Annotated in this window: 11 protein-coding genes; 8 read left to right on the top strand and 3 right to left on the bottom strand. The window is 61.3% G+C overall.

Features of this window, described 5'->3' with window-relative positions:
* Positions 1-19: 19 nt before the first annotated feature.
* Positions 20-931, bottom strand: coding sequence for a DMT family transporter (locus LKK40_RS03765; RefSeq protein ID WP_304309318.1), 912 nt, complete (start codon positions 929-931; stop codon positions 20-22).
* Between the two features lie 297 nt (positions 932-1,228).
* Here LKK40_RS03765 and LKK40_RS03760 point away from each other — a divergent pair, with 297 nt between their 5' ends.
* A complete protein-coding gene (locus LKK40_RS03760; protein ID WP_304309316.1) occupies positions 1,229-1,972 on the top strand; it encodes a M23 family metallopeptidase in 744 nt (247 codons plus the stop codon).
* A 133-nt stretch (positions 1,973-2,105) separates the two neighbouring features.
* A complete protein-coding gene (locus LKK40_RS03755) occupies positions 2,106-3,929 on the top strand; it encodes an AMP-dependent synthetase/ligase (protein WP_304309520.1) in 1,824 nt (607 codons plus the stop codon).
* Between the two features lie 75 nt (positions 3,930-4,004).
* Here the strand turns inward: LKK40_RS03755 and LKK40_RS03750 are convergent, their stop codons facing one another.
* Both LKK40_RS03750 and LKK40_RS03745 read right to left on the bottom strand, forming a co-directional pair.
* Complete coding sequence (locus LKK40_RS03750) at positions 4,005-5,630, bottom strand: hypothetical protein (RefSeq protein WP_304309314.1); 1,626 nt, start codon at positions 5,628-5,630, stop codon at positions 4,005-4,007.
* 403 nt (positions 5,631-6,033) lie between these two features.
* On the bottom strand, positions 6,034-7,251 hold the full coding sequence (locus tag LKK40_RS03745) for an NADP-dependent isocitrate dehydrogenase (protein WP_304309312.1): 1,218 nt from the start codon (positions 7,249-7,251) through the stop codon (positions 6,034-6,036).
* A gap of 194 nt (positions 7,252-7,445) precedes the next feature.
* Here LKK40_RS03745 and LKK40_RS03740 point away from each other — a divergent pair, with 194 nt between their 5' ends.
* From LKK40_RS03740 to tsf, 6 genes are all read left to right on the top strand, one after another.
* Entirely contained in the window at positions 7,446-8,570 is a 1,125-nt protein-coding gene (locus tag LKK40_RS03740) for a GuaB3 family IMP dehydrogenase-related protein (RefSeq protein WP_304309310.1), read from the top strand.
* A gap of 325 nt (positions 8,571-8,895) precedes the next feature.
* On the top strand, positions 8,896-9,369 hold the full coding sequence (locus LKK40_RS03735) for a hypothetical protein (protein ID WP_304309309.1): 474 nt from the start codon (positions 8,896-8,898) through the stop codon (positions 9,367-9,369).
* 183 nt (positions 9,370-9,552) lie between these two features.
* On the top strand, positions 9,553-11,676 hold the full coding sequence (locus LKK40_RS03730; RefSeq protein WP_304309308.1) for an AMP-dependent synthetase/ligase: 2,124 nt from the start codon (positions 9,553-9,555) through the stop codon (positions 11,674-11,676).
* Between the two features lie 168 nt (positions 11,677-11,844).
* Complete coding sequence (locus tag LKK40_RS03725; protein ID WP_304309306.1) at positions 11,845-12,327, top strand: peptide deformylase; 483 nt, start codon at positions 11,845-11,847, stop codon at positions 12,325-12,327.
* Positions 12,328-12,606: 279 nt separating this feature from the next.
* Entirely contained in the window at positions 12,607-13,497 is an 891-nt protein-coding gene (gene rpsB, locus LKK40_RS03720; RefSeq protein WP_304309305.1) for a 30S ribosomal protein S2, read from the top strand.
* A gap of 83 nt (positions 13,498-13,580) precedes the next feature.
* Positions 13,581-14,432 carry a translation elongation factor Ts gene (tsf, locus tag LKK40_RS03715; RefSeq protein ID WP_304309303.1) on the top strand — a complete coding sequence of 284 codons (852 nt, stop codon included), beginning with the start codon at positions 13,581-13,583 and terminating at the stop codon, positions 14,430-14,432.
* Positions 14,433-14,592: the final 160 nt, after the last annotated feature.

Here is a 14,592-nt window from a genome sequence, read left to right as displayed (position 1 = left end):
GCACTTGGTCAGCGCTCGCTCAGTCCCGCTGCAACGGCGGCGATTTTCGATAGGCGATGAACTGGATGAAGGTCACGGCGATGACCATGGCGATGCCGACGATGCCGTACCAGTTGAACGATGTGCCCAGGAACAGAAATCCGAGAATCGCAGCGGACAGCGGCTCGATGGCGCCAAGGATGCTGGCCGTGGTCGCCTCAATGTATTTCAGACTTTGCAGATACAGCAGGAATGCCGCCATCGTGCCGAAAACAATGATGAACGACACCTCCAACGCCCCGATTGCATCCAGCTGCACATGCTGAGTCCACGGTCGGAATATCGCTTGCGTAATCAGGCCGCCGAACAGCATCGACCAGCCCACGACCGGCAACGCGCCGTAGCGCAGCAGCAATCCGCGAGGCAGCAGCGTGTAGGCCGCCGCGCCAACTGCTGCGAGCAGTCCCCAAACGATTGCCGCAGACGGCACTGCCAGCGTGTTGACATTGCCTTGGGTGACGATAAGCGCGGTTCCTGCGACCGCGACAACCACGGACAGCGTGTCAAGCTTGCCCGGCAGCCGCAGGTTGCGCAGCGAAAGCAGCAGAATGATCATGACAGGGGAGAGGTATTGCAGAATCGTGGCGGTGGCGGCATTGCCGGTGCTGATCGCCATGAAATAGGTCAGCTGCACGCTGGTCATGCCGAACACCGTGAAGAGCAGCAGCCGCACAACGCTATGCCAATCGGTGAAGATCGACCATATGTTCTTGCGCAGGCAGATGGCGAATATCAGCAGGAACACCCCGGTGAGCGTCATGCGTACAGCGGTCAGCCAGCCAACGGAAACCTGGGACTGCTCGAACAGATGCTGCGCCACCGTTCCCGAGCTTCCCCACAGAAACGGACCTGCGGACGCCATGAGCAGACCCGCCCTCTTCAAGTTACGCACGCGAACATTGTCGCACGACTCATGGAAGTGCAACGCGACGATTAGGGTGGGCACGGATTTCTGGTCTGGCTGCGTACTGGTCGTAGCTCAGCCTGAGGCCTCGCTCTTCGCGCCCTTCGTGGGCGCTCAGTCTCGCCTACGGGCAATCCACCGGATTGCCCGTTTTACGGCTCGACATGCCCGAGAATGTGGATAACTTCGAGCGTTCGACCACATGACCCTGTTTCAGGTGCTTTGGCGCGAATGCTCGTGAACAATGGTGAGTGCATAGAATGCCGCGAGCAAAGGAGCTAAACAATGGACAAGCGCACCACCATGCTGAGACGCCAGCGAGCTCAGCGAATCCGACAGGCGATGAAACGGCGCTACCGCGAGCGGATCAGCGCAGAATGGCGGGATCGGGTGCGACGTTCGCATATGTTCGCGGCGCTTATGGCAGTTGCATTCGCGGCATCGATGCTGCTGGTCGCTCTGGTCCTGCCCTCTGACCGCGCATTGGCAATGAATACGGGTACCGTATTGCCGCCGGTTCTGACGACATGCCCTCACGCGGTGTCGAACGCTCAAGTAGCTCTGGGCAGCCTGCGCACCATGCCGACCGCCGTACCTGCGGCGTATTCGGCGACTCCGCGTCGCTGCCCGATTCGCTTTCTCTGGCCGGTGAAGAACCCCGAGGTCGTCAGAGGTTTCGACAAGCTTGAACACAACTGGGATGCCGGGCACCGGGGAGTCGACTTGCGCACTGAAACGCATGACGAGCTGATAGCGCCGGCTGACGGCGTCATTGCCTTTGCGGGCATCGTGGCAGGTAAATCGGTGGTCACCATACGCCACGGCCCACTGACTTCCACCTTCGAGCCGGCGGTGAGCAACCGTGCCGTAGGCGCAAGCGTTTCGCGCGGCGATGTTTTCGCGCAGGTGCAGGGAGCATCGGATCACTGCTCGTCGGAATGCGTCCATTGGGGTCTGAAACGAGGCAAAGGGCAGTATGTGGATCCGGCGGCCATGGTGCGCGGGCGCAGAATCGGTCTGCTGCCGTAATTCCATGATGCGTAGCAGTAGGAAAGCAGGAAAGGAGGTGAGGCCATGAGCGGGAAATAGCCGAAACGGCGAATTCCGATACCTGCGGGTAGCATACGAAAAGACCTATCCATACCTATCGTCAGGGAGAATGATGCAGCAGGAGTTTACGCGTGCCCTTGAGGAGCCGATCGACAGCGACCGGAATCTGTTCTCGATTCTGCAGGAGCGCGCGCAGCGCACACCCAACGATTCGCTGGTCGAATACGCAGGAAAGGACGGCGTCTGGCATTCCTTCACCGCCGCCGAATTCACGCAGAAGGTCATTGAGCTTGCGAAAGGGCTGATTGCGCGCGGCATCATGCCGGGGGATGCAGTGGCCATCATCGCCCATACCTCGTGGCAGTGGACGGCGCTCGATATGGCGATCATGTCCATCGGCGCGCTCACGGTGCCGGTATACGAAACCAACTCGCCTAAGCAGGTGAAGACGATCTTCAATGATGCGAATGTGTGCATGGCCTTCGCCGAGGATGACATGCAGCGCGACAAGATTGAACTGGTTCGCCAGGATTGCCACGCATTGAAGGACATCTACGTCTTCGACTTCGGGGCGCTGGACACCATCGCCGCCTTCGGGCATGGGATAAGCGACGAGGAGTTCAACGAACGCGAGCAGGCGGTCAGAGGTTCGGATCTCGCCACCATCGTCTACACCTCCGGCTCTACGGGCACGCCCAAGGGCATTGAGCTGTCGCATGCGAACTTCATCTTCATCACGCTTTCCGGCGTGCACACCATGCCGGATGTCGTATGCAAACCGGATCAGCCGAATCGTCGGCTGCTGCTGTTCCTGCCGCTGGCGCACGTCTTCGCGCGCTATCTGCAGTATGTCTGCTTCGCCGGCAATGTGACGCTCGGCCTGTCCAGCAACCTCAAAACCATTCTCGCCGATTTCGGCGCGTTCAAGCCGACATTCATTCTGGCCGTGCCGCGCATCTTCGAGAAGATCTACAACGCAGCTTCCCAGAAGGCGGGTGCCGGACTGACCGGGCGCGTGTTCTCCCGGGCCACTCAGGTCGCGCGGGAATGGTCCCGCTTGCAGCAGGCGGGCGAGGCAATGCCGTTGGGGTTCAGGCTGAAGCACGCCGTCTACAACAAGCTGGTCTACCGCTCGATCATGGAAGTCTTTGGCGGCAAGGTGGAATACGCGGTGTCTGGCGGCGCTCCTATGGACACCTCAATTTCTCATTTCTTCAATGGCGTCGGGCTGCCGCTGCTTGAGGGATACGGCATGACGGAGACCTGCGCGCCATGCACAGTCAATCCCACGCGCGGATACCGCATCGGCACGGTCGGACTGCCCTTCCAGGGCGTCACCGTCGGCGTGGACGACGAAGGCGAGCTGTGCATCAAAGGCCGTTCGGTATGCGTCGGCTACCATAATCAGCCTGAGGTCACACGCGAGCAGATTGTCGATGGATGGCTGCATACCGGCGATCTGGGTACGATCGACGCTGATGGCTTCGTCAGGCTGACCGGCCGCAAAAAGGATCTGATCATCACTGCGGGCGGCAAGAACGTCTCGCCGGTCGAGATGGAATCCAGCGTGATGACCTCCCCGGTGGTCAGCCAATGCGTGGTGGTGGGGGACCGTAAGCCCTTCATCGCGGCGATTATCGCGCTCGACTTGGATGAGACCAACCTCTGGCTGAAGGCCGAGGGCGCGAAAGAGATGCAGAGCCTCGACGAGGCCAGCAGGAACCCGATTGTGTATGCCGAAGTGGAACGCGCGGTCAACAAGGCCAACGAGTTGGTCTCGCGGGCCGAGTCCATCCGAAAATTCGAGATTGTGCCCGACGAATTCACCGAGGGCAACGGCATGATCACTCCCAGTCTCAAGGCGAAGCGCCAGGTCATCACCGACCATTACCGCGAGCTGATCGATACCGTAATCTACAAGCCTCGCAAGGCCTAGGAATTCTGACCAAACCAGGCGACTCGACTCATGTGTGCCTTCCGCTGCAACGCCATGCAGCGGAAGGCACACACATCACAGCCCTGCTTCCGCCAAGGTGATATAGCCCGGGTCGATAAGCGTCTTCTTGAGATTGCTTGCGCTGACGGCCAGCGGTTGCCCCTGAATCGTAGGGACTTGTGCACCGTTGACATTGGCGGGCGCTATGAACGGCAGCTTGCCGATATCCTGACCACGGTCGAGCTGTTCGCATGCCTGTGCGATGTTGGCAGCCATGAGCTGACGGTCCTCAAGCCCGGTCATCCACAGCCTGCCGTTCACCACTTGCGGAATCGTATCGATATAGGCGCCGTACCCGGTGACGATGGGCCAGCGGGAGTTGTTCTTCTCGGTGTTCTCAGGCGTTGTTGTCGTGTCGTTCGCCGCTGGCTGTTTCGCCGGATCCGGCACGGAGCCACGCAGCAGATCCTTCTTGCCTGCGATATTGTCCAGCACGCCCGAAATCGTAATCGACGGATTGACATCGGCGGCCGAACCGGTGTATTGCAGGGAATCCAGCTCATCGATAGCGCTTGAGGCGACGAAATCGTTCATCGCGATAATACCGTCGATGCGCGTATGCGGCGTCTTCTTCTGCTCCATCCCCAGGCGCCTGGCAAGCTCATCTTTGACCTGCTGCGGCTTGCTCGCATCGAAGGCGCTTGCCTGCCAATCCTTCTGCGTCGTCTTCGCGTTGAAGGAGCCGGAAGGGCTGACGACCTTGCCAGCCGCGACGTAAGGGCCGAGAACCTTCCAGATGCCAACGAACGCCTCGGCGGCGAAATCATCCTGACTGCCGTCTTTCGTGGCACTGTCGGCACTGTCAGTGTCGTCAGCAGCGTCTTGCGCAGCAGTGCGGGGCAGCAGCACCTCGATTGATTTCGGGTTGTCGCGCGAGACTTTGTCCAACTGCAGCTTGCTGGCCAGCAGCTTGGCCTGGAGCGAGCCGATCTGCTCGGCAGTGGACATCTGCACGAAGACGTCGGGCGTGAAGCCCTGTATCGGATTCGACACCACTATGACGTGCACGCCGGATTCGCGTGCAAGCTTGAGCGCCGAAACCAAACGGTCTCCGGCCTGGCGCAGCGTGGTCGCCGGATCGTCAGCGCTGGATTTGCCCGAGGTGCCGGTACTATCGTCCCCGCTTGATTTACCCCCTGCAGCGCCCCATGTGACCGAATGGCTGGCGTAGTCGCCGTACTGCGTGTCCGCGTCTCCCAATTGCACGACCGGGGCCACGATAAGCGTCGCATTGGAAGCAGCGTGCTGGGTCGCTCCGGACAGCGAAGATCCGCTCGATGCGGAAGTCTTCTTGGCCTTGTTGTCGGTGATGGCGAGCGTGTTCACCACGTAATCCTGAATGCTGCGACTCTGCTTGTCGAAGCTGTCTGATGTCGTGACGTTGATGCTGCCACGGGAGAAACCCCGGTTTTCAAGGGATTTAGTGAGAGCCGGCGTGAATTTCGTCCATTTGTTCAGCGGGGTGTGCTGCGAAATGGTGAGTCCGTCGGATGGAAGGAAGACCGCCACGGAGCCGAGCGGCGAGGATGCAGACGGAGTTTTCGTTACCGTGCTGCCGGACGACGAACAGGCCCCGAGGGCGATCAGCATCCCGGCAGCGACGAGGAATGCGGTGAGTCGGCTGGCGCAGCGCCTTGCCATAGTCGCCAGCGTTCGTGAGCTCTTTCCTCGTACAGTTTTCCTTCGCACGGTCTTCCTTTACACCTTCGATTGCTACTCAGTCGTCGTATGCGCAGCCTTTGGCAATACAGCCAATGCGCACAGTCATGTGTTGCTCAGGCCGACCTTCCGGCGTGATATGACCATTCGATTCTAGCCGCAGCGCTTCCGGAAGTCACTTCTGCGCAGTTATCCGTGAAAAACTATCCATAAAAAATGCCGGGCCGGCCAACGGTGCCCAAGCACCTGGCCGACCCGGCATTCCGGTGTCATCTTCAGTGAAGCAAAGCCTCTGGCGAAGCAGCACCGTCAGAACGAGGCAGTGTCATCACAGCGAAGCAATGTCATTAGAAAGAAGTAGCGCCGTCAGAAAGAAACAGCGCCATCACAGTGTCAAGGCCTTCGCCAGCTCGTCATCCAGCGTGTCCATGAACCCCTCGGTGTCCAGCCATGGCTGGTTGGGACCGACGAGCAGCGCCAGATCCTTGGTCATCCTGCCCGATTCGACGGTGGAGATGATGACCTGCTCAAGCGTCGAGGCGAAATGCTCGACGTCCGGCGTGCCGTCGAGCTTGGCGCGGTGCTTCAGGCCGCCGGTCCAAGCGTAGATCGAGGCGATCGGGTTGGTCGAGGTCTTTTCGCCCTTCTGCCAGCGGCGATAATGCCTGGTCACAGTGCCGTGCGCCGCCTCGGCTTCGACGGTCTGCCCGTCGGGCGTCATCAGCACCGAAGTCATCAGGCCCAGCGAACCGAAGCCCTGCGCCACGGTGTCGGACTGCACGTCGCCGTCGTAGTTCTTGCAGGCCCACACGTAGCCGCCGTGCCACTTGAGCGAGCTGGCCACCATGTCATCGATGAGCCGATGCTCGTAGCTCAGCCCTTCGGCCTCGTAACGGGCCTTGTACTCGGTTTCGAAGACTTCGGCGAAGATATCCTTGAATTCGCCGTCGTAGGCCTTCAGAATCGTGTTCTTCGTCGACAGGTACACCGGGTAGTGGCGCAGCAGACCGTAGTTGAAGCAGGCGCGGGCGAAGCCGCGGATGGATTCGTCGAGGTTGTACTGCACCTGCGCGACGCCGCCGCCGGGGTAGTCAAAGACCACATGCTCGATGGGGTCGCTGCCGTCCTCGGGAGTGAAGGAGACGGTGAGACGACCCGGCCGGTCGATCTTGAAATCAGTGGCCTTGTACTGGTCGCCGAAGGCGTGGCGGGCCACGATGATCGGCTTGGTCCAGCCAGGTACCAGCCGGGGGACGTTCGAGATGACGATGGGCTCGCGGAAGATCGTGCCGCCGAGGATATTGCGGATCGTGCCGTTGGGGGACTTCCACATCTTCTTGAGTCCGAATTCCTCGACACGCGCCTCGTCCGGCGTGATCGTGGCGCATTTGACGCCCACATGCGTGCGCTTGATCGCCTCGGCTGCGTCGATGGTCACCTGATCGTCGGTGGCATCGCGGTTTTCGAGACCCAAGTCGTAGTATTCCAGATCGACGTCGAGATACGGCTTGATGAGCCGCTCGCGAATATCGCTCCAGATGATGCGGGTCATTTCGTCGCCGTCGAGTTCGACGACGGTGCCTTCGACCTTGATTTTGGACATGGCTATGTGCCCTTCCTAGGAGTTGTACATATTCGTTACAGTCATAGCGCATCGGCGTAACGAATACGTGCACGATATCATGACCGCTGTTTCCTGCGTTGTTTCCTGCGCAGCTTTCCTGAGGCTGTTTTCCATGTATGCGGACACGCGCCACGCCGCAGCTTCGTCACAACCCGGCATTAGCCTTGGCTCATATGTCTCAGGAAATTGAAATCGGTTTGGGCAAAAAGGGCCGGCTGGCCTACTCTCTCGACGATGTGGCCATCGTGCCGTCCCGGCGCACGCGCGACCCGGAGGATGTCTCTACTGCCTGGCAGGTGGACGCCTACGAATTCGACGTTCCCGTGCTCGGCGCGCCGATGGATTCGGTGAGCAGCCCGGCAAGCGTTATCGCGATGGGCCGGCTCGGCGCGTTAGGCGTGCTTGATCTCGAAGGGCTGTGGACGCGCTACGAGGATCCCCAGCCGTTGCTGGACGAGGTCGCGCAGCTTCCCGCCGACGCGGCAATCGCCCGTATGCAGGAGATCTACACCGAACCGATGAAGGCCGAGCTGATTACGCAGCGGCTGCATGAGATACGCGATGCCGGCGTGACCGTCGCCGCCTCGCTCTCACCGCAGTGCACGCAGGAGTTCACCTCCACGGTGGTTGAGGCCGGCGTCGACCTCTTCGTCATCCGTGGCACCGTGGTTTCAGCCGAGCACGTCTCGCAAAACCATGAACCGCTCAACCTCAAGAAGTTCATCTATGATCTCGATGTGCCGGTCATCGTCGGAGGAGCCGCCAACTACACGGCGGCCCTGCACCTGATGCGCACCGGCGCGGCGGGGGTCCTCGTGGGCTTCGGCGGCGGCGCGGTCTCCGCTACGCGCGACACGCTGGGCGTCGAGGCGCCGATGGCCACGGCGATCGCCGACGTGGCCGAAGCCCGCCGCGACTACATGGACGAGTCGGGTGGCCGCTACGTACAGGTCATCGCCGACGGCGGCATGGGCACCTCCGGCAATTTCGTCAAGGCGCTGGCGATGGGCGCCGACGCTGTGATGCTCGGTTCGGCGCTGGCCCGGGCCGCCGAGGCCCCCGGCAAAGGCAAGCACTGGGGTTCGGAGGCACACCATCAGATTCTGCCGCGCGGCTTCCGCAGCGACGTGGGCACCGTTGGGTCGCTTAAGGAGATTCTCTACGGCCCCAGCCACCAGGCCGATGGCACGACGAACTTCATCGGCGCGCTGCGGCGTGCGATGGCGACGACCGGCTACGTCGATGTGAAGAGCTTCCAGCGCTGCCAGGTCGTGGTCACTCCGGATCGCTACCTGTAGGCAGCGCCGCCGCGCCGTTTCCTGCTGGCAGCGACAGCGGCAGCAGTGCAGCGTGATGCGATAAGTTATCCACATATCCACAATTCCCGGGCTCCTGTTTGACGTGATTGCCCCGTTGTGTTGAGCTTGGTGTAAGACGCGGCTTCCCAACGAGGGGAAGCCGCCGCCATCGACCAAGGGGGGCTCAATGATCTACCAGGGCATCACCGCTGCATCGATTGATAACGCGCCGAGCAGCACCACACCGGTTCACGTAGCGACAGCCGTTGCAGCGCCAACTATTGCAGTGTCAAATATTGCGCCGACTACTACGTTGGCCAAGGATATGAAACAAGCTGCGGCCAGGAGCCGTCCTGCGGTCAAAGATGGGTTTATCCGGCTTGAGCTTTCCGGAGACCCGGTCAGCTACCACCTCACCTGGTGCTTCGGCGACACGATGGAGGACATCGACTGCAACGATCTGGCTACGCGCTCGTGCAGAATGGCCTGCCTGATCGCTGACATGATTCGTGGCCGTCCGGTCTCGGCCAGCCTGCAGCGCTCGGTCATCGACAGCTGTCTCAAACGGCTGGAAACGGTTTCGTATCTGTTGGACAATCACATGCGCACCCATGAGGATCTCAAAGCCCAGCTGCGCTATCTTCCCGCAGTGCCCCTGTCGATGCACGGCGTGTTCGTCTCGGAGACGAAGCTCGACATGGCCGTGCACTTACGCATCGGGCAGAGCAACTACTGGGTCAACCTGATTCTGCGGCTTGCCGGAAGCCGCTGGCTGTGCGTCTACGCCGATATGGGTTAGGCGGCGTGCATCTCGCACCCCGCGCCGCGAATAGCATGCGCGCATGGCAAGATTGGCCTATGCAGCCGCAGCCGGCCAAGTTGCCACGTGCTGCTGTGTGCTGCCATGTGATATGGCTCACGCGCGTCCCGAACCGCGCCCACACGCGCGTGAGCCATATCGCCAGGGTTTATAGTGGATGCTATGTTGCGAGAATTTGCGGTGGACATCATCCATCCCACCACCGAGAAGGACACCATCTATTCGTTGCTGGCGAATCGTGCCGCCCGCGACCGCGATGAACTCATCGCGCAGTGGCAGGACGAGCGCACCCGTCAATGGCATGACGTGAAGGCCGGCGAGATGCTCGACCGCGTGCGCGAGGTCGCCAAAGGGCTGCTTGGCATAGGAGTCAAGGCCGGAAGCATGGTCGTCATCTACTCCGCCACCTGCTATGAGTGGGGCGTCACGGACTTTGCCTGCGCCGCCATCGGCGCGGTATCCGTGCCCATCTACGAGACCGATTCGGCGATTCAGGCGTCGTCGATCGTCGCTGAGGTCGAGCCGACGATCGCCTTCGCCGGCGATGCGGCGCACGCGCAGACCTTGGAGCAGATTCGCCAGAACAGCCCGAGCCTGAACTATGTGTTCAACTTCAAGGCCGAAGGCCTGGACGCAGTGGCCGACTTCGGCGAGTCTGTCGATGACGAAGAGCTTGACAGGGTCATCAGCCGCGTGCACGCCGACGATATGGCCACCATCGTCTACACGTCCGGCTCCACCGGCAAGCCCAAGGGCGCGATGCTGTCGCACCGCAATTTCGTCACCGTGGTCTTCGCCGGCTACGACGTGCTCGACGAGATGCTCTTCCAGCCCAGCCGGCTGATGCTGTTCCTGCCGCTGGCCCACTGCTTCGCGCGCTACATCCAGTATGTGGCGATCGGCTCGCGTGGCGTGGTCGGCTACGTTCCCAGCGCCGCGCATCTGCTGGCGGATCTGCGCAGTTTCAAGCCGACCTATCTGCTCGGCGTGCCGCGCGTGTTCGAAAAGGTCTACAACGCAGCCTCCCAGAAGGCCGGCGCGGGCATGAAGGGCAGGATATTCGCGGGCGGATTCAAGCATTTCGTGCAATGGTCCAAGGATGAGCGCGACGGCAAATCGCATTCGCTGATGGCCCGCACAGCACATTCCTTCTACATGAGCACCCTCGGTTCGCAGATCCGTTCCGCACTGGGGCCGAATCTGCGTTATCTGGCCTGCGGCGGCGCGCCGATGAATGCCGATCTGGCGCATTTCTTCAACGGCCTGGACGATATCACCTTCATTCAGGGCTATGGCATGACCGAAACGGCAGCGCCCTGCGTGGTGAACTTCCAGAACGCGAACCGCGTCGGCTCCGTCGGACTGCCAGGGCCCGGCATCGGCTACAAGCTGGCCGACGATGACGAGGTCATGATCAACGGCGAGAACGTCTTCCTGGGCTACTACAAGCAGCCCGAGCTCACCAAGGAGGTGCTCGGCGAGGATGGCTGGCTGCGCAGCGGCGACATCGGCCAGATCGACGACGACGGCTTCCTGTACATCACCGGCCGCAAGAAGGACATCATCATCACCGCAGGCGGCAAGAACATCAGCCCGGCGCCGATGGAAGACACGATCAGCACCTGTCCGATTGTCGCGCACGCCGTGGTGCTCGGCGACGGCAAGCCCTTCGTCTCCGCATTGGTCACCCTGGATCAGGATATGGTCTACTCCTGGCTGATTCAGCGCGGCATGGACGGTGATATGCCCCTGGACCAGATCGCGAAAAGCGAGGCCGTGCGCGCCTTCATCCAGCAGTATGTCGATCAGGCGAACAGCAGCGTCTCTCGCGCCGAATCGGTACGCAAGTTCGCCATCGTGGCCGAGGACTTCAATCAGGAGGAGGGCACGCTGACCGCCAGCCTCAAGGTTGTGCGCCCCAAGGTGCTGCAGCATTACGCCGAGTTGATCGAGAACGTGCTGTACGCGCCGCGAACCCAGTCGCCGCAGCCCACGCCGGCGGTCAAGATATTCGACAAGACCACGGAAACGGTCAAGCAGGCCTCCGAAACCGCACGACAGGCCTCCGAAACGGTTCGGCAGGCCTCGGAGACGGTCAGCCCCCGCGTGCGTCAGGCCCTCGATCAGGCGAAGACCTACCTGACGCATCCGCAATCCCAGGATGACGATGCGACACCGGTTCCTTCCAACGAGATGTCGCCGGATAGCGACCCTCAGAGCGAATCCGCGCAGGCAGGGCAGCCCGAGCGGTCCCAGGATGCCGATACGGGCGTCAAGGCGCAATAACGCGTCGGAAGCGGTGCATGCCAAGCATAATTGACCGCCGTTGAGCTACACTAAGCTGAGTTCAACGGCGGTCAGCCATGCCTGGCGCTCACGCTTGGGGCATGAGCGCGAGCCGACATGCCTGCGCGCGCCGATACGCATCCGAAGAATATTGCGAGGAGAGAAGAAGTGACGATACGCGAGATTCGTGTGATACCTGATCCGGTGCTGCGCACGCCATGCGAGCCAATCAAAGAGATCACCCCGGCGGTGCGCCGGCTGGTTGAGGATCTGCTCGAAACAGTCGACGACCCGGGCAGGGCTGGGCTTTCCGCGAATCAGATCGGCGTGAGTCTGCGGGCTTTCTCCTATAACATCGATGGCGTTGTCGGCTATATTCTCAATCCCGTGATGGAGGAGACCAGCGGCGAACAGTATGGCGACGAGGGCTGTCTGTCGGTTCCGGGCCTGTGGTACGCCACCCGTCGCGCCGACTACGCCCGCGTGCGTGGCATCGATCTGGACGGCAAGACGGTGGTGCTGGAAGGGCACGGCATGATGGGGCGCATGCTGCAGCATGAATACGATCATCTCGATGGACATATCTACCTCGATCGGCTCGAAAAGCAGGTGCGGCGCGAGGCCATGCGTCGGCTGCGCGCTCAGCGCTGACCAGGTAGCCGGCTAAGGAGGCTGGCTATGGACGCCGGGATGTGCGCTGGATGAGTCCATACGACATTTAGTACCATCCCTGTAGTATCCTAGAAAACCGTGTGCCAACCGGATTCATGCACGGTCGTGCGGTGTTTGAATCCAACCAGTAACCCCAACCGGCACACCACAAATCGCGTCATGCCCGCGACGGTCCGTGTCGGTCGGTGCTCTTTGCCGAGTGCTGCACGCGGATGCGCATGGCCAGGCAATAACCGACATGAAAGGCAGAGCATTATTATGGCTCAGATCACTATGAGTGACATGCTGAAGGCAGGACTGCACTTCGGCCATCAGACCCGTCGTTGGAACCCGAAGATGAAGCAGTACATCCTCACCCAGCGCAACGGCATCCATATCATCAATCTCTTCAAGTCGCTCGATATGATCGATACGGCCTACGACTTCATCAAGACGACCGTCGCACACAACGGCACCGTCCTGTTCGTCGGCACGAAGAAGCAGGCGCAGGAAGCGATCGAGAAGCAGTCCACGCGCGTGAACATGCCCTATGTGAGCGAACGCTGGCTCGGCGGCATGCTGACCAACTTCCAGACCGTCTCCAAGCGCGTCACCCGCCTCAAGGAGCTTGAGGAGATGGACTTCTCCGACGTGCGCGGCTCGGGCCTGACGAAGAAGGAGCTGCTGCTCCTCGAGCGCGAGAAGGACAAGCTCAACAAGCAGCTTGGCGGCATCCGCAATATGGGCCGCACTCCTTCGGCGATGTTCGTCGTGGATATCAGCAAGGAGTCCCTCGCCGTCGAAGAGGCGCACAAGCTGGGTATCCCGGTCGTCGCCGTCGTCGACACGAACACCGACCCGGAGACCGTGGACTACCCGATTCCGGCCAACGATGACGCCATCCGCGGCATCGAGCTGCTCACCAGCCTGATGGCTGACGCCGTGGCCGATGGTCTGCTGGACCGCTCCGGCAAGGCCGCCAAGGCCGAGGGCGAAACCGCCGATCAGCCGATGGCCGCTTGGGAGAAGGAGCTCCTGACCAAGGATGCTCCCGCCACTGCCGACGCCGCAGCAGAAGCTGAAGCTCCGGCAGCCGCCGAAGCGCAGCCTGCAGCAGCGCAGAGCGCCGAAGAAGCCGTCGCCGAGACCCCGGCTCCGGCACAGGCCTGATTCATGCGTATCGGCTTGCGTTCACGCGGACAAAAGTCCAGCGCGGGCGCAAGCCGCATGCAATCCAACAGAGGAGACATACAATGGCAGCAATAACCGCAGCATTGATCAAGCAGGTGCGCGAGGATACCGGCGCCGGCATGATGGACGTCAAGAAGGCCCTGACTGAGGCCGAAGGCGATATCGCACGCGCCAAGGAGATCATCCGCGCCAAGGGCATCCAGGCCGCAGGCAAGCGCGAAGGCCGCAACGCCAAGGAAGGCACTATCGCCTCCAAGGTCATCGAGTCCGGCGAAGGCCAGATCGGCTACGCGGTCGAGGTCAATTCCGAGACCGACTTCGTGGCCAAGACCCCGAAGTTCGTCGAATTCGCCGATAGCATCGTCGACAAGGCCATCGAGGCCAAGGCGGCTTCCGTGGATGAGCTGCTGGCTACGGCCGATGGCGAGGCCACCGTCAAGGAGACCGTCGAAGAGGCGGCCGCCCTGTTCGGCGAGCACGTCAAGCTCGGCCAGTTCGCGACGATCGCGGGTCCGCACGTCGAGGTCTACGCGCACAAGCGCTCCGTCGAGATGCCCCCGAGCATCGTAGCCATGATCGCGACCGACGAGGCCGGCGCACAGGTGGCGCACGAAGCCGCGCTGCAGATTTCCGCGCTCGGCGCCCAGTGGCTCACCCGCGAGGATGTTCCGGCCGATGTGGTCGAGTCCGAGCGTCGCGTGGCCACCGAGAAGTCCCTAGCCGAAGGCAAGCCCGAGAAGATCGTTCCCCGTATCGTGGAAGGCCGTCTCAACTCCTTCTACAAGGAGAACGTGCTGCTTGAGCAGAAGTTCGTCAAGGACCCCTCCAAGACCGTCGGCGACCTGTTCAAGAAGGTGGGCGGCAAGGCTCTGGCCTTCGCCCGTCTTGAGGTAGGCAAGGGCGACGAGAAGTGATTTCGCGATAATCGCTTTGTCGCAGAGGTGACGAAATCATGTCAGTGGGCCTCTGATGCAGCAATGCATCAGAGGCCCACTCGCGTATCCAGGATCTTGTGTTGGCAAGCCTGTCTGCGTTGACCGATACCCTGTAGAGCGGAAATTATGCATGATGCAT

Source organism: Bifidobacterium tibiigranuli (assembly GCF_022655035.1).
Taxonomy (GTDB): domain Bacteria; phylum Actinomycetota; class Actinomycetes; order Actinomycetales; family Bifidobacteriaceae; genus Bifidobacterium; species Bifidobacterium tibiigranuli_A.
Note: the sequence above shows the minus strand (reverse complement) of the source record. Positions and strands in the feature narration are given on the sequence as shown.

Coding starts and splice junctions, on each gene's coding strand:
- LKK40_RS03745 (WP_304309312.1), bottom strand. CDS start 7,251: ATGTCCAAAATCAAGGTCGAAGGCACCGTCGTCGAACTCGACGGCGAC.
- LKK40_RS03740 (WP_304309310.1), top strand. CDS start 7,446: ATGTCTCAGGAAATTGAAATCGGTTTGGGCAAAAAGGGCCGGCTGGCC.
- LKK40_RS03755 (WP_304309520.1), top strand. CDS start 2,106: ATGCAGCAGGAGTTTACGCGTGCCCTTGAGGAGCCGATCGACAGCGAC.
- LKK40_RS03730 (WP_304309308.1), top strand. CDS start 9,553: ATGTTGCGAGAATTTGCGGTGGACATCATCCATCCCACCACCGAGAAG.
- LKK40_RS03750 (WP_304309314.1), bottom strand. CDS start 5,630: ATGGCAAGGCGCTGCGCCAGCCGACTCACCGCATTCCTCGTCGCTGCC.
- LKK40_RS03760 (WP_304309316.1), top strand. CDS start 1,229: ATGGACAAGCGCACCACCATGCTGAGACGCCAGCGAGCTCAGCGAATC.
- LKK40_RS03735 (WP_304309309.1), top strand. CDS start 8,896: ATGAAACAAGCTGCGGCCAGGAGCCGTCCTGCGGTCAAAGATGGGTTT.
- rpsB (WP_304309305.1), top strand. CDS start 12,607: ATGGCTCAGATCACTATGAGTGACATGCTGAAGGCAGGACTGCACTTC.
- tsf (WP_304309303.1), top strand. CDS start 13,581: ATGGCAGCAATAACCGCAGCATTGATCAAGCAGGTGCGCGAGGATACC.